The 19,784-nt window shown below is 67.9% G+C and carries 18 protein-coding genes; 8 read left to right on the top strand and 10 right to left on the bottom strand.

The genetic code is table 11. The features are described from left to right. The first annotated feature begins 50 nt into the window (after positions 1–50). Positions 51–1,472: an AmpG family muropeptide MFS transporter gene (locus GQ56_RS0116355; protein WP_031399675.1), complete on the top strand. Its 1,422-nt coding sequence runs from the start codon at positions 51–53 to the stop codon at positions 1,470–1,472. Then, on the top strand, positions 1,462–2,514 hold the full coding sequence (locus GQ56_RS0116350; RefSeq protein WP_031399674.1) for a M48 family metallopeptidase: 1,053 nt from the start codon (positions 1,462–1,464) through the stop codon (positions 2,512–2,514). Before GQ56_RS0116355 ends, GQ56_RS0116350 begins: the two co-directional genes overlap by 11 nt. An 81-nt stretch (positions 2,515–2,595) precedes the next feature. Here the strand turns inward: GQ56_RS0116350 and GQ56_RS0116345 are convergent, their stop codons facing one another. Then, entirely contained in the window at positions 2,596–3,570 is a 975-nt protein-coding gene (locus tag GQ56_RS0116345; protein WP_031399673.1) for an AraC family transcriptional regulator, read from the bottom strand. Positions 3,571–3,797: 227 nt separating this feature from the next. Between GQ56_RS0116345 and GQ56_RS0116340 the strand changes: the two genes are divergently transcribed. Beyond that, positions 3,798–4,850, top strand: a complete 1,053-nt coding sequence (locus GQ56_RS0116340) for an NAD(P)-dependent alcohol dehydrogenase (protein WP_031399672.1) — start codon at positions 3,798–3,800, stop codon at positions 4,848–4,850. Positions 4,851–4,952: 102 nt separating this feature from the next. On the opposite strand, the gene GQ56_RS0116335 is transcribed toward GQ56_RS0116340, so the two are convergent. From GQ56_RS0116335 to gatC, 5 genes are all read right to left on the bottom strand, one after another. After that, positions 4,953–5,726, bottom strand: a complete 774-nt coding sequence (locus GQ56_RS0116335; RefSeq protein ID WP_031399671.1) for an exodeoxyribonuclease III — start codon at positions 5,724–5,726, stop codon at positions 4,953–4,955. A 40-nt stretch (positions 5,727–5,766) separates the two neighbouring features. Then, entirely contained in the window at positions 5,767–6,606 is an 840-nt protein-coding gene (locus GQ56_RS0116330) for a PPK2 family polyphosphate kinase (protein ID WP_031399670.1), read from the bottom strand. A 169-nt stretch (positions 6,607–6,775) separates the two neighbouring features. After that, positions 6,776–8,248, bottom strand: coding sequence for an Asp-tRNA(Asn)/Glu-tRNA(Gln) amidotransferase subunit GatB (gatB, locus tag GQ56_RS0116325; protein ID WP_031399669.1), 1,473 nt, complete (start codon positions 8,246–8,248; stop codon positions 6,776–6,778). A 2-nt stretch (positions 8,249–8,250) separates the two neighbouring features. Beyond that, positions 8,251–9,741: an Asp-tRNA(Asn)/Glu-tRNA(Gln) amidotransferase subunit GatA gene (gene gatA / locus GQ56_RS0116320; protein WP_031399668.1), complete on the bottom strand. Its 1,491-nt coding sequence runs from the start codon at positions 9,739–9,741 to the stop codon at positions 8,251–8,253. A 66-nt stretch (positions 9,742–9,807) separates the two neighbouring features. After that, positions 9,808–10,107, bottom strand: a complete 300-nt coding sequence (gatC, locus tag GQ56_RS0116315; protein WP_031399667.1) for an Asp-tRNA(Asn)/Glu-tRNA(Gln) amidotransferase subunit GatC — start codon at positions 10,105–10,107, stop codon at positions 9,808–9,810. A 367-nt stretch (positions 10,108–10,474) separates the two neighbouring features. Here gatC and GQ56_RS0116310 point away from each other — a divergent pair, with 367 nt between their 5' ends. From GQ56_RS0116310 to rodA, 5 genes are all read left to right on the top strand, one after another. Continuing rightward, positions 10,475–11,518 (top strand): rod shape-determining protein, encoded by a 1,044-nt coding sequence (locus GQ56_RS0116310; RefSeq protein WP_004189550.1) that lies wholly within the window; start codon positions 10,475–10,477, stop codon positions 11,516–11,518. Positions 11,519–11,641: 123 nt separating this feature from the next. Further along, positions 11,642–12,691, top strand: a complete 1,050-nt coding sequence (mreC, locus tag GQ56_RS0116305; protein ID WP_031399666.1) for a rod shape-determining protein MreC — start codon at positions 11,642–11,644, stop codon at positions 12,689–12,691. Further along, entirely contained in the window at positions 12,688–13,200 is a 513-nt protein-coding gene (gene mreD / locus GQ56_RS0116300; RefSeq protein ID WP_006482567.1) for a rod shape-determining protein MreD, read from the top strand. The genes mreC and mreD overlap by 4 nt, the downstream gene beginning before the upstream one ends. A 105-nt stretch (positions 13,201–13,305) precedes the next feature. Continuing rightward, positions 13,306–15,591 carry a penicillin-binding protein 2 gene (gene mrdA / locus GQ56_RS0116295; RefSeq protein WP_031399665.1) on the top strand — a complete coding sequence of 762 codons (2,286 nt, stop codon included), beginning with the start codon at positions 13,306–13,308 and terminating at the stop codon, positions 15,589–15,591. An 11-nt stretch (positions 15,592–15,602) separates the two neighbouring features. Continuing rightward, a complete protein-coding gene (gene rodA / locus GQ56_RS0116290) occupies positions 15,603–16,751 on the top strand; it encodes a rod shape-determining protein RodA (protein WP_031399664.1) in 1,149 nt (382 codons plus the stop codon). 88 nt (positions 16,752–16,839) lie between these two features. Here rodA and GQ56_RS0116285 read toward each other — a convergent pair whose 3' ends face one another. The 4 genes from GQ56_RS0116285 to queE all read right to left on the bottom strand — a co-directional run bounded on the left by GQ56_RS0116285 (position 16,840) and on the right by queE (position 19,783). Beyond that, the gene (locus GQ56_RS0116285) at positions 16,840–17,586 is read right to left on the bottom strand and encodes a tetratricopeptide repeat protein (RefSeq protein ID WP_031399663.1); all 747 of its coding nucleotides are present in this window, start codon (positions 17,584–17,586) and stop codon (positions 16,840–16,842) included. Continuing rightward, entirely contained in the window at positions 17,583–18,368 is a 786-nt protein-coding gene (locus GQ56_RS0116280) for an HpcH/HpaI aldolase family protein (protein ID WP_031399662.1), read from the bottom strand. The genes GQ56_RS0116285 and GQ56_RS0116280 overlap by 4 nt, the downstream gene beginning before the upstream one ends. A 311-nt stretch (positions 18,369–18,679) precedes the next feature. Then, on the bottom strand, positions 18,680–19,132 hold the full coding sequence (queD, locus tag GQ56_RS0116275; protein WP_021163975.1) for a 6-carboxytetrahydropterin synthase QueD: 453 nt from the start codon (positions 19,130–19,132) through the stop codon (positions 18,680–18,682). 18 nt (positions 19,133–19,150) lie between these two features. Then, positions 19,151–19,783 (bottom strand): 7-carboxy-7-deazaguanine synthase, encoded by a 633-nt coding sequence (queE, locus tag GQ56_RS0116270; protein ID WP_031399661.1) that lies wholly within the window; start codon positions 19,781–19,783, stop codon positions 19,151–19,153. Position 19,784 lies beyond the last annotated feature (1 nt).

The following is a 19,784-nucleotide window of genomic DNA, read 5'->3' as shown; positions in this document are numbered from 1 at the left end:
CGCCGCTTGCGCCGCCGCCGCAATCCGTCAACGCCACACAGCTCCATTCCATGTCGAAAACGCCACACGAGGCGCCCGCACTCACCGCTCACGAGGATCACCCCGGCTGGCGAGCCTATCTGAACACGCACATGCTGATCTGCGTGTTCCTGGGTTTCACGTCGGGTCTGCCCCTCTTCACGCTCGTCTACCTCGTGCAGGCATGGCTGCGCTCGGAAGGCGTGAACCTGAAGGAAATCGGCCTGTTCGCGCTGATCCAGTTCCCGTATACGTGGAAGTTCCTGTGGGCGCCGCTGATGGATCGCTACATCCCGCGCCTGCCCGGCTGGCGGCCGGGCCGCCGGCGCGGCTGGATGCTGCTCACGCAACTGCTGGTCGCGGGCGCGATCGCCGCGCTCGGTTTCGTGTCGCCGCGCGACTCGATCTGGACGGTCGCCGCGCTCACGACGCTCGTCGCGTTCTTCGGCGCGAGCTCCGACATCGTGATCGACGCGTACCGCCGCGAACTGCTGCGCGACACCGAGCAGGGCCTCGGCAACGCGGTGCACGTGAACGCGTACAAGCTCGCCGCGCTGATCCCCGGCTCGCTGGCGCTGATCCTGTCCGACCACATGCCGTGGGACGCCGTGTTCGCGCTCACCGGCGCATTCATGCTGCCGGGCATCCTGATGACGCTGTTCGTGCGCGAGCCCGAAGTGGCCGGCGCGCCGCCGCGCAACCTGCGCGACGCGATCGTGCTGCCGTTCCGCGAATTCATCCAGCGCGACGGCTGGGCCGGCGCGCTGCTCGTGATCGCGTTCATCTTCCTGTTCAAGATCGGCGACACGATGGCCACCACGCTGTCGACCTCGTTCTTCCTCGACATCGGCTTCTCGCGCACCGAAATCGGCATCGTCGCGAAAACCACCGCGCTCGTCGCGAGCGTCGCCGGCGGCATCATCGGCGGCATCTGGCTCGTGAAGATCGGCATCGGCCGCGGGCTGTGGATCTTCGGCGCGCTGCAGATGGTGTCGACGCTCGGCTTCGCGTGGCTCGCGCAGCTCGGCCCCGGCTCGCCGGTGCTCGCGATGCTCTACGACTTCACCGTGTCGACCAGTCATGCGATCGCATCCGCGCTGTCGATCCTCGGCATCGCCGTCACGCCGCAATTCAGCCCGATGACGGTCGCGCTCGCACTCGTCTACGGCTTCGAAACCTTCACGACCGGCCTGACGATGGCCGCATTCGTCGCGTATATCGCGAGCACGACCGACCCGCGCTATACGGCCACGCAGTTCGCGCTGTTCACGAGCCTCGCGTCGGTGCCGCGCACGCTCGCCTCGGCGGCGAGCGGCTTCATCGTCGCGAAGATCGGCTGGTTCGACTACTTCATCGTCTGCACCGCGCTCGCGATTCCCGGCATGCTGCTGCTGTTCAAGATCGCGCCGTGGAACGGCGCCGCACGCAACGGCGAGGCCAGCCGTGCGCAGTAACCGCCCGCGCCGCGTCGCGCGCATTGCGGCTTCGTTGAGCATCGGTGCGGCGGCGCTTGCCGCGACGTTCGTGCACGCGGCCGACACGGGCGCGACCGCGGCGGGCTCCCCGCCGGCCGCCGCACCGCCCGCGCCGGCACCCGCGACGCCCGCCGCGCCCGTCCCGCCGTCCGCCGCCGAAGCCGCGCAGCCGACCGGCGCCGCCGCGTCGGCGAAGGCCGCCGACGCGCAGGCGCCTCAGCAGCTTCGCTACGGCAACGCCATCGCGTTCCGCACGCTGATCCCGTCGCCGCTGCTCGAACAGCTCACCGCGAACGAATACATGCAGATCGTGCAGGCGGCGGCCGACAGCGACCGCCTGCTGCCCGCGAACCAGCCGCGCGTGAAGCGCCTGCGTGCGATCGTCGCGAAGCTCGCGCCGTATTCGGTGAAGTGGAACGACCGCGTGAAGAACTGGGCGTGGGAGGTCAACGCGATCCGCTCGCGCGACATCCGGCTCACCTGCCTGCCCGGCGGCAAGGTGCTCGTGTACGGCGGCATGCTCGACCGCGTCCATCTGAACGACGACGAACTCGGCGTGCTGCTGGCGCACGGCATCGCGCACGCGCTGCGCGAGCACGCGCGCAGCAACTTCAGCGCGACCTCGCAAACCTCGCTGCGCGCCGCCGCGCTGCCGCCGCTGTTCGGCCTCGGCGATCCGCTGCCGCCGGCGCTGAACCTCGGCGAGCGCCTGCAATCGCTGCACTACGATCCGACCGACGAAACCGAGGCCGACGTGATCGGCGGCGACATCGCCGCCCGCGCGGGCTTCGACCCGCGCGCGGCGATCACGCTGTGGGACAAGCTCGCGATCGCGACGCGTGCGAACAAGGCGACGGGTTTCATCTACACGCACCCGTACAGCACGGCCCGGCGCCAGGATCTTCTGAATCGCCTGCCGGACCTGATGCCGCTGTACGCGAAGGCAATCGGCAAGCGCGTCGACACGCTGCCCGACTATGCGGGCATCAGCGCGCAACGGCGCAAGGTCGTGCGGCGCTAAGGCCTGCTCACGCCGATAACGGGCTCGCGAACGCGCCCTTGCGCCCTTGCGCCCGCAGGGCAGGATTGGCGTGAACAGACCCTAGGCGTCGACGTCCGCTCCGGCGGACTGGTCGATCGCCGCACGCTCGCCGGGCGTCCGGCTGCCGCTCTCCCGCATCCAGCGCACCTCGTCACCCGGGCTGCGGCCGAACAGCCGCTTGAATTCGCGGCTGAACTGCGACGCGCTCGCATAACCGACGCGCGCGGCCGCGGTGCCGGCGCCGACCCCGTCCTGCACCATCATCAACCGCGCCTGATGCAGGCGCGCCGCCTTCACGTACTGCATCGGCGACGTCGCCGTCACGTGCTTGAACTGCGCATGGAACACCGCGAGACTCATCCCGGCTTCGCGCGCGAGCGTCTCGACGTCGAGGTCGGCCGTCAGCTCCGCGTGGATGCGCCGCAGCGCCTTCGCGATGCGGCCGAAGTGATGCTGCTGCACGAGCGCCGCGCGGATCGCGTCGCCCTGCGCGCCCGTCAGCACGCGGTATGCGATCTCGCGCATGATCCCGGGCCCCAGCACGCGCGTGTCGTGCGGCGACGCCAGCGCTTCGAGCAGCCGCACGACCGCGTCGGCCAGCGGCGCGTCGAGCGCCGTCGAATAGACGCCGAGCGGCTCGCTGACGGCCGCGCCGAGCGTCTCGTCGAGCAGGATCGCAAGCTCGGCGATCACGGCGAGATCGACGCGGATCGAGATCGCGAGGAACGGCTCGTCCATGCTGGCGAACGTCTCGCATTCGAACGGCAGCGGCACCGACAGCACCAGGTACTGCTGCGCGTCGTAGACGAACGATCGATCGCCGAGATAACCGAGCTTGCGCCCCTGGCAGACGACGATGATGCTCGGCTCGTACAGCACGGGCATGCGCGGGCCCGGACGGCTCACGCGGATGAAGCGCACGCCGTCGAGCGCCGCGCGCGTGTCGCCCTCGTTCGGCGCGAGGCGCGTGTGCAACTCGATCATGCGGCGCTGCACGCGCTCGCCCGCGTCGGCGAAAAGAGGCTGGAAGCTCATCGGCGGGTCCTGTACGGCAAGAGAATCTGGCTCGCAATGTAGCACCTGGAACGCATTTTGACGGCTGTTCGCATGCAATTCGAGAGGAATAGGCAAATCTTCGAGACCTTCATGTATTTCGCCGCGGCGTCGCGCTCCTTACGATGACGTCCTGCCTCGCCGCATCGCCACATGATGCGACGGCAGTCTGTTTCACCGGACCCCGTTCCGGACAAGGAGCCCATCGCATGAGCACAACCTATGCCTACGCGGCAACCGATTCGCAGTCGCCGCTCGCCCCGTTCGAATTCCAGCGTCGCGCGCTGCGCGACCTCGACGTCCGGATCGACGTCCTCTTCTGCGGCGTCTGCCACTCGGATCTGCACCAGGCGCGCAACGAATGGCGCAACACGACCTACCCGGTCGTGCCGGGCCACGAAATCGTCGGCCGCGTCACCGCGGTCGGCCCGCAGGTGTCGCACTTCAAGGTCGGCGAGCTGGTCGGCGTCGGCTGCCTCGTCGATTCGTGCCGCACCTGCCCGAGCTGCGCCGACGGCCTCGAGCAATATTGCGAGAACGGCTTCGTCGGCACCTACAACGGCCAGGATCGCGTGACGGGCGATATCACGTACGGCGGCTACTCGACGCAGCTCGTGGTCGACGAGGCGTTCGTGCTGCGCGTGCCCGAGACGCTCGACCCGGCCGGCGCCGCGCCGCTGCTGTGCGCGGGGATCACGACCTACTCGCCGCTGCGGCAGTGGAACGTCGGCCCCGGCAAGAAGGTCGGCATCGTCGGGCTCGGCGGCCTCGGCCACATGGGCGTGAAGCTGGCGCGCGCGATGGGCGCGCACGTCGTGCTGTTCACGACGTCGCCGTCGAAGATCGAGGACGGCAAGCGCGTCGGCGCGCACGAAGTCGTGATCTCGAAGGACGAGGCGCAGATGCACGCGCACCTGAACAGCTTCGACTTCATCCTGAACACGGTCGCCGCGCAGCACGACCTGAACCCGTTCCTGCACCTGCTGAAACGCGACGGCACGATGACGCTGGTCGGCGCGCCGGAACACGACCACCCGTCGCCGCAGGTGTTCAACCTGATCTTCAAGCGCCGCCGCCTCGCGGGCTCGCTGATCGGCGGGATCGCGGAAACGCAGGAAATGCTCGACTTCTGCGCGGAGCACGGCATCACGTCGGACATCGAGACGATTCCGATGCAGCAGATCAACGCGGCCTACGAGCGGATGCTGAAGAGCGACGTGAAGTACCGGTTCGTGATCGACATGGCGTCCATCAAGCCGTAAGCGACGCGTCAAAGGAAACGGGCCGCATGTTCGACATGCGGCCCGTTCTGCATCCGGCGGCGGAATGGTTCGGCCGCTACGCGCGCGACACGGCGCCGGGGCTCACTTCTTGTAGTCGTAGTCGATCGTCAGCGGCGCGTGATCGCTGAACTTGATGTCCTTGAAGATCGACGTGCTTTTCGCGGTACCGGCCACGCCCGGCGTCGCGATCTGGTAATCGATCCGCCACCCGACGTTCTTCGCATACGCCTGGCCGCGGTTGCTCCACCACGTGTACTGCTCGGCGCGCGGGTCGAGCGTGCGGAACACGTCGACGTAGCCGACGTCGTCGAACAGCTTCGTGAGCCACTCGCGCTCTTCCGGCAGGCAGCCCGAGTTCTTCTGGTTGCTCTTCCAGTTCTTGATGTCGATTTCCTTGTGGACGATGTTCACGTCGCCGCACAGGATCACCTCGCGCTTCTTCTTCAGCGCGGCGAGGTGCGGCATGAACTCGTCCATGAAGCGGTACTTCGCCTGCTGGCGCTCTTCGCCGCTCGAGCCGGACGGCACGTACACCGACACGACCGACAGCTTGCCGTAGCGCGCCTCGACGTAGCGCCCCTCGGCATCGAATTCGCTGCTGCCGAAGCCGATGATCACGTCGTCGGGCTCGCGGCGGCTGTACACGCCCGCGCCGCTGTAGCCCTTCTTCTCGGCGTGGTGGAAATAGCCCTTGAAGCCGTGCGGCTCGATGAATTCGGCCGGCAGATCGTCGGCCGAAACCTTGATTTCCTGCACGCACACGCAATCGGCGTTCTGTTCGCCGAGCCAGTCGAAGAAGCCCTTCTTCGCGGCGGAGCGGATGCCGTTCAGGTTGGCGGTAATCACTCGCATCATGTCGGGTTCCGTTCAGTTCGATGTTTTACAGGGTGGCAGCTTAACGGATCTTCACGCCTTCGAGTTCGGGCTTCGGCGGCGGGAATTCCAGCTTCATGTCGGTCATCGTGCGCAGCAGCAGCTCGGCGATCATCACGTTGCGGTGCGTTTTCGAATCCGCCGGGATCACGTACCACGGCGCATGCTCGGCGGACGTCGCGGCCAGCGCGTCGCGGTATGCCGACTGGTACGCGTCCCAGTGCTTGCGCGCGTCGAGATCGGAGATGTCGAACTTCCAGTGCTTGGCCGGATCGTCGATGCGCGCCTGCAGCCGCGCACGCTGCTCGTCCTTCGAGATGTGCAGGAAGCACTTGACGACCGTCGTGCCGTTCTCGACCAGCATCGTCTCGAAATCGCGGATCTGCCGGTAGCGGCGCTCGCACTCCTTCGCGTCGATCTGGTCGAGCACGCGCGGCACGAGCACGTCTTCGTAGTGGCTGCGATTGAAGATCGCGAGCTCGCCCGCGGCCGGCACCTGTGCATGCACGCGCCACAGGAAATCGTGCGCGGACTCGATCGGCGTCGGCGCCTTGAACGACACGACGCGCAGGCCGAGCGGATCGACTTCGCGGAACACCGCGCGCACGGTGCCGTCCTTGCCGCTGGTGTCCATCCCCTGCAGCACCAGCAGCACGCGCTTCTTCTGCTGCGTATGCAGGCGCTCCTGCTGCACGTCGAGCTCGGTCGACACGGCCGACAGCCGTTCGCGGTCGGCGTCCTTCGAGCCCGACGAAAACGGCTTCGCGGCCGGATCGAACGCGTCGAGCGCGAATGCGGCGGCTTCCTTCTCGCGCGTGCTGAACGGCACGCGAAAATCGTCGAGCGACGGTTGTTTGGCCATTCGTTCCTCCGTTGGAAGCTTGGGTCTGTTTACATAGGGAACGCACATGTGCCGCCTATGTGAACAGACCCCGGGGTGCATACGATAACGCACCCTTCAATGCAACGGGCCGCCCCGAACTGCTTCGGGGCGGCCCGTCGTCAAGCGCGGTTCGCACGCGCGGTCATGCTCAGCCGAGCTTCTTCTTCAGCAGCTCGTTCACCTGCTGCGGGTTCGCCTTGCCCTTGGTCGCCTTCATCGCCTGGCCGATCAGCGCGTTGAACGCCTTCTCCTTGCCCGCGCGGAATTCCTCGACCGACTTCGCGTTCGCCGCGAGCACCTCGTCGATGATCGCTTCCAGCGCGCCGGTGTCGGAGATCTGCTTCAGGCCCTTCGCGTCGATGATGCGGTCGGCCGCGCCTTCGTCGTCCGCCTTCTCGTCCCAGATCGTCGCGAAGATTTCCTTCGCGATCTTGTTCGAGATCGTGCCGTCGGCGATGCGCCGCAGCACGAGCGCGAGCTGGGCCGCCGACACCGGGATCGCGTCGATCTCGATGCCGTCGCGGTTCAGCTGCGACGATACGTCGCCCATCAGCCAGTTCGCGGCGATCTTCGCGTTCGCCGCGCCAGCCTTCGCGACCACGGATTCGAAGTACGCGGCCATCGCCTTGCTCGACGTCAGCACGCCCGCGTCGTACGCGGACACGCCGTACTGCTCGACGAAACGCTGCTGCATCGCGGCCGGCAGCTCGGGCATCCCGGACTGCACGCGCTCGATCCAGTCCTGGCCGATCACGAGCGGCATCAGGTCGGGGTCGGGGAAGTAGCGGTAGTCGTGCGCGTCTTCCTTGCTGCGCATCGAACGCGTCTCGCGCTTGTCCGGATCATAGAGGCGCGTTTCCTGCACGACCTCGCCGCCGTCCTCGATCAGTTCGATCTGGCGGCGCACTTCGTAGTTGATCGCTTCCTCGAGGAACCGGAACGAGTTCAGGTTCTTGATCTCCGCGCGCGTGCCGAACTTCTCCTGGCCGACCGGGCGCACCGACACGTTCGCGTCGCAGCGGAACGAGCCTTCCTGCATGTTGCCGTCGCAGATGCCGAGCCACACGACGAGCCCGTGCAGCGCCTTCGCATAGGCCACGGCCTCGGCCGCGCTGCGCATTTCCGGCTCGGTGACGATCTCGAGCAGCGGCGTGCCCGCGCGGTTCAGGTCGATCCCCGTCATCCCGGCGAAGTCTTCATGCAGCGACTTGCCTGCGTCTTCCTCGAGGTGCGCGCGGGTCAGGTTGACCGTCTTCTCGTACGCTTCCTTGCCGGCCTTTTCGTTGGCGGGCACCTGGATCGTGATCTGGCCGCCCTGCACGACCGGAATCTCGTACTGGCTGATCTGATAGCCCTTCGGCAGATCCGGGTAGAAGTAATTCTTGCGCGCGAAGATGCTGCGCGGCGCGATGGTCGAGCCGATCGCGAGGCCGAAGCGGATCGCCCGCTCGACCGCGCCGCGGTTCAGCACCGGCAGCACGCCCGGCAGCGCCAGGTCGACCGGGCATGCCTGCGTGTTCGGCTCGGCGCCGAACTGCGTCGGCGCGCCCGAGAAAATCTTCGAGACGGTCGACAGTTGCGCGTGCGTCTCGAGACCGATAACGACTTCCCATTGAGTCATGCTTACACCCCCGCCGGAACTTGCTTGTGCCAGTCGGTCGCGCGCTGGAACGCGTCGGCGACCTGCAGCATCCGGGCTTCGTTGAAATAGTTGCCGATGATCTGCAGGCCGACCGGGCGCTTCGCGTTCGCGCCCGCGCCGAAACCGCACGGCACGCTCATGCCGGGCAGGCCGGCGAGGCTCACCGACAGCGTGTAGATGTCGGCCAGATACATCGCCACCGGATCGTCGCCCTTCGCGCCGAGATCCCATGCGACCGTCGGCGACGCCGGGCCCATGATCACGTCGCAGGACTTGAACGCCTCCTGGAAATCGTTCGCGATGATGCGGCGGATCTTCTGCGCCTGCAGGTAGTACGCGTCGTAGTAGCCGTGCGACAGCACGTAGGCGCCGACCAGAATCCGGCGCTTCACCTCGGGGCCGAAGCCTTCGGCGCGCGACTTCTTGTACATGTCGAGCAGGTCGCCGTACTGCGCGGCGCGGTGGCCGAAGCGCACGCCATCGAAACGCGACAGGTTCGACGAGGCTTCCGCCGGCGCGATCACGTAATACACCGGGATCGACAGCTCGGTCTTCGGCAGCGACACCGGCACGAGCGTCGCGCCGAGCGCCTCGTACTGCTTCAGCGCCGCGTCGATCGTCGCGCGCACGTCGTCGGCGAGGCCGTCGCCGAAATACTCGTTCGGCAGGCCGATGCGCAGGCCCGCGAGCGGCTTGCCCGCGTCGTTGCCCGCCACCCACGGCTGGCCGAGGTGGCGCGTGAAATCCTCGTCGTCGCGCTCGAGGCTCGTCGAGTCGCGCTCGTCGAAGCCGGCCATCGCGTTCAGCAGCAGCGCGCAGTCGGACGCGCTTTGCGCCATCGGGCCGCCCTGGTCGAGCGACGAAGCGAACGCGATCATCCCGTAGCGCGACACGCGGCCGTAGGTCGGCTTGATGCCCGTCACGCCCGCGAACGACGCGGGCTGGCGGATCGAGCCGCCGGTGTCGGTGCCGGTCGCGGCCGGCGCGAGGCGCGCGGCGACGGCGGCCGAGCTGCCGCCCGAGCTGCCGCCCGGCACGGCGTTCGTGTCCCACGGGTTCTTCACCGCGCCGAACGCCGAATTCTCGTTCGACGAGCCCATCGCGAACTCGTCCATGTTGGTCTTGCCGAGCGTGACCATGCCGGCCGCCTGCAGGCGGGCGACGACGGTCGCGTCGAACGGGCTCGCGTAGTTCGCGAGCATCTTCGAGCCGGCGGTCGAGTGCCAGCCGCGCGTGACGAAGACATCCTTGTGCGCGATCGGCAGGCCGGTCAGCGCGCCGCCCGCGCCGCGCGCGAGTTCGGCGTCGGCGGCTTTCGCCTGCGCGAGGGTCAGGTCGGCATCGACGTGGACGAACGCGTTCAGGTCGCGCGCGGCGTCGATCCGTTTCAGGTAGAGCTGCGCGAGCTCGACGGCCGAGCATTCCTTGGCGGCGAGCGCGGCGCGCAGTTCGGTCAGGCTTTTTGCGTGCATTGAGTGGTTTTCCTGGGAATTCTGGGTCGCGCGCGGCGCGAGGCCGGCGCGCTTGTCGTCGAATGCTTACTCGATCACCTTCGGCACGAGATAGAGGCCGTCCTGGACGGCCGGCGCCGGACGCTGGTTGTCGTCGCGATTGACAACTTCCGTCACGGCGTCGTCGCGCAGGCGCTGCGCGACTTCCTGGATCTGTTCGATCGGGTGGGCGAGCGGCGCGATGCCGGCGGTGTCGACCGCCTGCATCCGCTCGACGAGGCCGAAGAATTCGTTGAGCTGGCCGAGCATGTGCTCGGCGTCGGCGTCGGCCATTTCGAGTCGCGCCAGGTGCGCGATGCGTTTCACATCGGTCAGGGTCAGGGCCATGCGATCACCGGAAAAACAAGGCTGCGCAATGCATCGAAAGCTGCACTGCGGCGGGGGGTTGGAGGGTGCGATCCCACCCTCAAAAATCGGGACCGAAGCGGCAAAAATACCGCCCGTTTCGATTCAAATACCGTGAAATTATAAGGTATCATTACGCGTTCGACCCAAACCCGGCAGCCTTTTCCCGCACCGTTTCGCCCCGCTTCGGCAAGCCGTGCGTGCTTCGTGCGATCCCCGGTAGACATCACTCGCAGCTTCGTGCGCCGCGGCGGCCGCTTCCGCCACGCTTCCCGAGGCTGTTATTTTTTCCGCTGCCGCCCTCAGCGCTCGCTATCCAGGGCCGGCCCAGAGCGAAACAGGATTCTGAATGTTCGGTTTTTTGCGCAGCTACTTCTCCAACGATCTCGCGATCGACCTCGGCACCGCAAACACCCTGATCTACATGCGCGGCAAGGGCATCGTGCTCGATGAGCCGTCCGTCGTGTCGATCCGCCAGGAAGGCGGCCCCAACGGCAAGAAGACGATCCAGGCGGTCGGCAAGGAAGCCAAGCAGATGCTCGGCAAGGTGCCGGGCAACATCGAGGCGATCCGCCCGATGAAGGACGGCGTGATCGCCGACTTCACCGTCACCGAGCAGATGATCAAGCAGTTCATCAAGACGGCCCACGAGTCGCGCATGTTCTCGCCGTCGCCGCGCATCATCATCTGCGTGCCGTGCGGCTCGACCCAGGTCGAGCGCCGCGCGATCAAGGAAGCCGCACACGGCGCCGGCGCGTCGCAGGTCTACCTGATCGAGGAGCCGATGGCGGCCGCGATCGGCGCGGGCCTGCCGGTGTCGGAAGCCACCGGCTCGATGGTCGTCGACATCGGCGGCGGCACGACGGAAGTCGGCGTGATCTCGCTCGGCGGCATCGTGTACAAGGGCTCGGTGCGCGTCGGCGGCGACAAGTTCGACGAGGCGATCGTCAACTACATCCGCCGCAACTACGGCATGCTGATCGGCGAGCAGACCGCCGAGGCGATCAAGAAGGAAATCGGTTCCGCATTCCCGGGTTCCGAAGTCAAGGAAATGGAAGTGAAGGGCCGCAACCTGTCGGAAGGCATCCCGCGCAGCTTCACGATCTCCAGCAACGAAATCCTCGAGGCGCTCACCGATCCGCTGAACCAGATCGTGTCGTCGGTGAAGATCGCGCTCGAACAGACGCCGCCGGAACTCGGCGCCGACATCGCCGAACGCGGGATGATGCTGACGGGCGGCGGCGCGCTGCTGCGCGACCTCGACCGCCTGCTCGCGGAAGAAACCGGCCTGCCGGTGCTCGTCGCGGAAGATCCGCTCACTTGCGTCGTGCGTGGTTCGGGCATGGCGCTCGAGCGCATGGACAAGCTGGGCAGCATCTTCTCGTACGAGTGATCGTCTAGCAGTTTCTTGACATGACGCACCCGCGGCGTGGCCGGATCGCTCGTTCAGAACGAACCGCCGCGCCGTTTGCGCGTCTGAGCATCATTTAACCGATCACAGCGCCCGGCGCCGACCATGGAATACAGTCCGCCGCCCCTCTTCAAGCAAGGTCCGCCCGCGCTCGCGCGGCTCATCTTCTTCGTTGCCCTCGCGATCGCGCTCCTCGTATCGGACGCGCGCTTCAGCACGCTCGAAATCGTCCGGGGCGTGCTCGGCACCGTGCTCTATCCGCTGCAGCGCGCAGCGCTCGTGCCGCGCGACCTGTTCATGGGCGCGGCCGACATCGCCGTCACCGGCGCATCGCTACGCCACGACAACGACGCGCTGCGCAAGCGCAACCTGCAACTGTCCACGCAGGCCAACCAGGCCGCCGTGCTCGCGCAGGAAAACATGCACTTGCGCGCGGTGCTCGAGCTGCGCCAGCACATCGCGACGCAATCGACGCCGGTCGAGATCCAGTACGACACCAGCGATCCGTTCACGCAGAAAATCGTCGTCGGGCAAGGTTCGCAGCAAGGCATCCAGAACGGCTCGCCCGTCGTCAGCGAGGATGGCGTGGTCGGCCAGGTCACGCGCGTGTTCCCGCTGCAGTCCGAGGTCACGCTCATCACCGACCGCGATCTCGCGATTCCCGTGCAGGTGCTGCGCACCGGCCTGCGCAGCGTGATCTACGGCACGCCGAAGGGCGATTCGCTCGACCTGCGCTTCGTGCCGACGAGCGCGGATCTCGTCGCCGGCGACGAGCTCGTCACGAGCGGCCTCGACGGCGTCTACCCGCCCGGCCTGCCGGTCGCGAAGGTCGCGCGCGTCGACAAGCTCGCCGATACCGCGTTCGCGCGCGTGACCTGCGCGCCGGTCGCCGCCGTACGCGGTGCGCGCCAGATGCTGGTGCTGCATTACCAGAACGACATCCCGCCGCGTCCCGCCGAACCCGATCCGGCCGCCGACAAGAACGCGAAGGGCGGCAAGAAGGGCGCGAAAGCCGCCGCCAAGGGCGACAAGGCCGACGCGAACGCGAAGCCGGCCGCCGGCGCGAAACCCGCGCCCGCCGCGCCCGCCGCTCCGGCCAAACCCGCCGCCGCATCCGCGAAGCCCGCGGCCGGGCAACCAGGAGCCCAGCGATGAACCGCCCGCAATACATCCTGCAGCCGGTCAATCCGTACTTCATCGTCTTCAGCCTCGCCGCCGCGTTCCTGTTGAACCTGATGCCGTGGGGCCGCCTGCCCGGCGTGCCCGATTTCGTCGCGCTCGTGCTGCTGTTCTGGAACATCCACCAGCCGCGCAAGGTCGGGATGGGCGTCGCGTTCGCGCTCGGCATCCTGATGGACGTGCATGACGCGGGGCTGCTCGGCGAGCACGCGCTCGCCTATACGCTGCTGTCGTACGGCGCGATCACGATCCACCGCCGCGTGCTGTGGATGCCGATCGGCGTGCAGGTGCTGTATGTCACGCCGCTGCTGGTGGTCGCGCAGCTCGTGCCGTTCGTGATCCGCCTCCTGATGGGCGCGGCGTTCCCGGGCTGGCGCTACCTGGTCGACGGCTTCGTCGAGGCCGCGCTGTGGCCGATCGCCAGCCACCTGCTGCTGATGCCGCAGCGCCGCCCGGTCGATCCGGACGATACGCGCCCCATCTGAGCCCGGGGCCCGCCTTGAATACCCGCCGCCCCCACGCCCGCCGCGCGCCGCGCTCCGGGGCGGCGCCTCGCCCGCCCGCGCGCGGGTCAGATTGCCCCTAATCGCATGACCGAATTCAACGACACCCAACAGCAGCTCTCGAAGTTCCGCCTGCGCGTCGCGGCGGCGGGCGTGTTCGTGTTCGTCTGCTTCGGGCTGCTCGCGAGCCGCTTCTTCTACCTGCAGTTGATGCAGCACGGCAAATACGCGCTGCAGGCCGAGGAAAACCGCATCTCGGTCGCCCCGATCGTGCCGAACCGCGGGATCATCACCGACCGCAACGGCGTGATCCTCGCGAAGAACTACTCGGCCTACACGCTGGAAATCACGCCGTCGAAGCTCGACGACACGCTCGACAACACGATCGACAAGCTGTCCGAGATCATCCCGATCGACGCACGCGACCGCCGCCGCTTCAAGAAACTGCAGGAAGACTCGAAGAATTTCGAGAGCCTGCCGATCCGCACACGCCTCACCGACGAGGAAGTCGCGCGCTTCACCGCGCAGCGCTTCCGCTTCCCCGGCGTCGACGTGCGCGCGCGGCTGTTCCGTCAATACCCGCTCGGCATGACCGCCGCGCACGTGATCGGCTACATCGGCCGGATCTCGAAGCGCGACCAGGATCGCATCGACGCAATGAGCGACGACAACGACAGCGACCAGGAAAACTACGATCCGCGCCGCGACGCGAACAACTACAAGGGCACCGACTACATCGGCAAGATCGGCGTCGAGCAGAGCTACGAGACCGAGCTGCACGGGCTGACGGGCTTCGAGGAAGTCGAGGTGACGGCCGGCGGCCGGCCCGTGCGCACGCTGTCGCGCACGCAGGCGACGCCCGGCAACAACCTCGTGCTGTCGCTCGACATCGGGCTGCAGCAGGTCGCCGAGCAGGCGTTCGCCGGCAAGCGCGGCGCGCTCGTCGCGATCGAGCCGAAGACGGGCGACGTGCTCGCGTTCGTGTCGTCGCCGAGCTTCGACCCGAATTCGTTCGTCGACGGCATCGACCAGCAGACCTGGGACGAGCTGAACAACTCGCCCGACAAGCCGCTGCTGAACCGCCCGCTGCACGGCACCTATCCGCCCGGCTCGACGTACAAGCCGTTCATGGCGCTCGCGGGCCTGACGCTCGGCAAGCGCACGCCGGGCTGGGGCTTCCAGGACCCCGGCTACTTCACGTTCGGCGGCCACACGTTCCGCAACGACGTGCGCTCGGGCCAGGGCTGGGTCGACATGAACAAGGCGATCATGGTGTCGAACGACACCTACTTCTACATGCTCGCGCGCGACCTCGGCGTGAACGCGATCGCGAATTTCATGAAACCGCTCGGCTTCGGCCAGATCACCGGGATCGACATCCAGGGCGAGGCGCGCGGGATCCTGCCGTCGACCGACTGGAAGAAGAAGGCGTTCAAGAAGGCGGCGCAACAGAAGTGGTTCGACGGCGAGACGATCAGCCTCGGGATCGGCCAGGGCTACAACTCGTTCACGATCCTGCAGCTCGCGCACGCGACCGCGACGCTCGCGAACAACGGCATCGTGATGAAGCCCCACCTCGTGAAGGAAATCGAGGATCCGATCACGCGCGGCCGCCGCCTGACCGTGCCGAAGGAAAGCGACGTGCTGCCGTACAAGCAGGCCGACCTCGACGTCGTGAAGCGCGGGATGGAAAACGTGGTCGAGAACCCGTCCGGCACCGCCTACAAGGTGTTCCGCGGCGCGCAGTACCTCGCGGCCGGCAAGACCGGCACCGCGCAGGTGTTCTCGCTGCAGGGCGGCAACTACAAGGGCCACCTGCTCGCCGAGCACCTGCGCGACCACGCGCTGTTCATCGCGTACGCACCGGTCGACCATCCGCAGATCGCGATCGCGCTGATCGTCGAGAACGGCGGCTGGGGCGCACAGGCCGCGGGCCCGATCGCGCGCCGCGTGCTCGATTTCTACCTCGTCGACCGCCAGAACCCGCAGAACGAGGCCGCAGCCGTGGCGGCCGCGGCGTCGGCGACCGAACCGATCAACGCGCCGGTGATCGGCGACGCGAACAAGCCTGCCGCCGTCGCGGCCGGCTTCACGGCATTGCCGCAACCCGTCGTGCCGACGGCGGCCAGCGCGATCGACGCGGCGTCGGCCGCGGCGGCCTCCGATGCGTCGGCTGCGGCCGGCGCAAACGCCGCCGCACCGACCGTCGCCAGCGCCGCCGCGCCGGCGCCCGCGAGCCTGCCGCCGATCCGGCGCCCGCACCGGCCCCACCGGCCGGCCAGCGATGCGCAGCCGCTCGTCGCGACGCCGCGGGACGACACCCACCGTGCGACGGCCCCCGCGAAGTCGGCGGACGTCGGCACCGCTCATTAACGGAGAAAGGCATGCAATTCGACAAGCGCGCCTGGCTCGACAAGATCAAGCAGATGTTCGCGGGCTTCGACCGCCCGCTCGCCCTCATCGTGTTCCTGCTGATGTGCGTCGGCATCGTCACGCTGTACAGCGCGAGCATCGACATGCCGGGCCGCGTCGAGGACCAGCTACGCAACATCCTGCTGACGTTCGTGCTGATGTGGGTGATCGCGAACATCCCGCCCACCACGCTGATGCGCTTCGCGGTCCCGCTCTACTCGTTCGGGGTCGCGCTGCTGGTCGCGGTCGCGCTGTTCGGGATGACCAAGAAGGGGGCGAAGCGCTGGCTGAACGTCGGCGTCGTGATCCAGCCGTCCGAGATCCTCAAGATCGCAACGCCGCTGATGCTTGCCTGGTACTACCAGCGCCGCGAAGGCGGGCTGCGCTGGTACGACTTCATCGCCGCGTTCGGGATCCTGCTGGTGCCGGTCGGGCTGATCGCGAAGCAGCCCGACCTCGGCACGGGCCTGCTCGTGTTCGCGGCCGGCTTCTTCGTGATCTACCTCGCCGGCCTGTCGTTCAAGCTGATCGTGCCGGTGCTCGTCGCGGGCGTGATCGCGGTCGGCTCGATCGCCGTGTTCGAGCAGCGCATCTGCCAGCCCGAGGTGCAGTGGCCGCTGATGCACGACTACCAGAAGCACCGCGTGTGCACGCTGCTCGACCCGACCTCCGACCCGCTCGGCAAGGGCTTCCACACGATCCAGGCCGTGATCGCGATCGGCTCGGGCGGCGTGCTCGGCAAGGGCTACCTGAAAGGCACGCAGGCTCACCTCGAATTCATTCCGGAGAAGCACACCGACTTCATTTTCGCGGTGTTCTCGGAAGAATGGGGGCTCGTCGGCGGGCTCGTGCTGCTGACGCTGTACATGGCGCTGATCGCGCGCGGGCTCTACATCGCCGCGCAGGGCGCGACGCTGTTCGGCCGCCTGCTCGCGGGCTCGCTCACGCTCGCGTTCTTCGTCTATGCGTTCGTCAACATCGGGATGGTGAGCGGCGTGCTGCCGGTCGTCGGCGTGCCGCTGCCGTTCATGAGCTACGGCGGCACCGCGCTCACGACGCTCGGCATCGCGATCGGAATGATCATGAGCGTCGGGCGGCAGCGCCGGCTGATGAAGAGCTGACCGCGCGGCACGCACTGCAGCGAGAAAACGGCGCCCCGGCGCCGTTTTTCCATGGCGCCTGCCGAAAGCCCGCGCGCCGCGGCGGCGCTCACTGCGGCGGCGCGTGCGCCCCGCCCGGCTCCGCACCTGCGCCCGGCGCCTGCGCCCTCAGCCGCGCACTCAGCTCCTTGAATTTCAGCCCGGCCGCCTCGTCGCCCTGCGCGGCCGCCGCCGCGTAATACGCGCGCGCGATGTTCAGGTTCTGCTCGACGCCGTCGCCGCCGCGCTCGTAGAACGACGCGGTCACGTACTGCGCGGTCGGCTCGCCCGCGTCGGCGGCCTGCTTGTACCACACGAACGCCTGCCGGTTGTCGCGCGGGGTGCCGCGCCCGTCGAGGAACTGGTTCGCGAGCGACAGCTCGGCCTGCACATGCCCCTGCTTCGCCGCCCGCAGGAACCAGCGATGCGCCTCGGCCGGATTGCGCGCGACGAATTCGCCGTCGTCGAACATCCGGCCGTACACGTACTGCGCGTGCGACATGTTCGCGTCCGCCGCGCGCCTCAGCCAGCGCAGCCCCTCGTCGACGTTCGCCGTCACGCCTTCGCCCGTCAGCAGCATCATCGCGTAGTTGAATTGCGCGAGACGGTCGCCGCGTTCCGCCGCGTCGTGGAACTGCACCAGCGCCGCGCGATAGTCGCCCGCGTTGTAGTCGGCGACCGCCGCTTGCGTCTCGCGTGACGGATCGGGCTTCGCTTGCGGCGCGCCCTGCGCGGTCGCCGCGATACAGACGATCCACAGGCCCAGCATCGCGCCGATCTTCCCGCGCACGCGGAATGTACCCTCGCCACCGTTCATGACCGCACCTCCTGCAGCGCCTGCCGCGTGGCGCGCAACAGCCAGCTGACGTCCGCCGACAGCGTGATCATCCGGTAGCCGGCGTCGCGGTACTGGCGCGCCCCCGCCGTATCGACCGCGAAGATGCCGACCGCGACGCCGGCCTGCCTGCCGGCCGCGAGCACGCGCGCCATCGCGGCCTCGACGTCCGGATGGCGGATGTCGCCGAGATGCCCGAGGCTCGCCGCGAGATCGGCCGGACCGACGAACAGGCAGTCGATGCCGGGCAGCGCCGCGATCCGCTCGACTTCGTCGACCCCGCGCGCCGATTCGATCTGCACGATCACCGCGACCTGCGCGTTCGCGGTCTGCACGTAATCGCGGCGCATGCCGAACGCCGCCGCGCGCACCATGCCCGCGACGCCGCGCAGCCCATCCGGCGATTCGGGCGACGGATAACGGGTGAGCCGCACCGCGTGCACGGCATCGTCGGGCGTCTCGATGCAGGGAAACATCAGCGTGCGCGCGCCGGCGTCGAGCGCGCGCTTCACGAGCCACGGCTCGCGCGCCGGCACGCGCACGACGGGCTCGCTCGGCAGGTGGGCGGCCGCGATCGCGCGCAGTTGCGATGCAACATCGCGGCTGTCGTTCGGCGCGTGCTCCATGTCGATGCAGAGCCAGTCGTAGCCGGCATGCGCGAGCGCTTCCGCGGCCGCGTCGCTGCCGAGCGACAGCCACAGGCCGTATAGCGGCTCGTCGCCGTCGCGCAGGCGTTGCTTGAGGGAATTGGTGAGCGTGCTCATCGATACGGCCTCCAGGACGGAACGGCAGTCGAACGGGACAAGCAACGGGCGAGGCGGCGCGCAATACGCCGGGCAGCGACGCACGGCGGGCGGCGACGGACCGGGCCCGGGAACGTCAGTCGGCCGTGGGCGGCCAATCTGACAGTGCGGGCCGCGCGCCGGCGCGCCACTGCGTTTCCGGGCGCCACGCAACGATCATAGCGCGGCGTTACGCGGAATGTGGGAACGGACGGGGAACGGGGCGGAACGAAGCCGCCGGAGGCGGCGGCAGGCAGCCCGCGCCGGCCGGCGGGGCTGCCGGGAAGGCAGGATCAGCGGCCGGGCTGGCGCTCGACGTCGGCCCAGCAGTTCGGCGTTTCGTACAGGCGCACGCGCTCGAGGCGCAGGTTCACGCCGTAGTGCGCGTCGTACACGTTCGCGAGGATGTCGAATGCGATCGCCGCGAGGTTCTCGACGGTCGGAATCCGGTCGATCACGACGGTCTTGTGGTCGGCCATCTGCTCGAGGAACGAGCGCACGACCTCGTCGCGCGCGTAGACCAGGAACGCGTGGTCCCACTTGCCGACCAGGTGCTCCATCGCGAGCGCCTTCACGTCGGCGAAATCCATCACCATGCCGCGGTCGGGCGCCCCCTCGGTATCGACGAGATCGCCGCGCAGCGTGACTTCGAGCACGTAGCGATGGCCGTGCAGGTTCCGGCACTGGCTGCGGTGATCGGGAATGCGGTGGCCCGCGTCGAATTCGAGTTTTCGGGTAATCAGCACGATGTCAAAAGCCGTGGCTCAGGGAATGTTCAGGTATTTGTGGGTCTGCATCGACAGGCGCCACTGCGGATGACGCTTGCACCAGTCGATCGCGAGCTTCGTATTGAGATCGCGCGACGGGCCGTCCATCGGCTGCACGAGGAAATACTCGAAGTCGAGCTTCGCATACTCGGCCAGCCGCTGGTTGTCCTGCGGGATCACGACCTTCAGCTCGTTGCCCTTCGTGACGACGAGCGGCGCGTCGGCCTTCGGGCTCACGCAGATCCAGTCGATCGACTCGAGCACCGGCATCGAACCGTTGGTCTCGATCGCGATCTCGAAGCCCGCCGCATGCAGCGCATCGACGAGCGGCTGGTCGAGCTGCAGCATCGGCTCGCCGCCCGTGCAGACGACGAAGCGGTGCGCCTCGCCTTCCGGCCACAGGCCGGCGATCGTCGCGACGAGCGCGTCGGCGTCCTTGAACTTGCCGCCGTTCTCGCCGTCGGTGCCGACGAAGTCCGTGTCGCAGAAGCGGCATACGGCCTCCGCACGATCCTCTTCGCGGCCCGACCACAGGTTGCAGCCGGCGAACCGGCAAAACACGGCCGGCCGGCCCGCGTTCGCGCCCTCGCCCTGCAACGTGTAGAAAATTTCCTTGACCGCGTAAGTCATC

The organism is Burkholderia paludis, from assembly GCF_000732615.1.
Lineage (GTDB): Bacteria > Pseudomonadota > Gammaproteobacteria > Burkholderiales > Burkholderiaceae > Burkholderia > Burkholderia paludis.
This window is presented reverse-complemented; position numbering and strand designations above follow the sequence as displayed.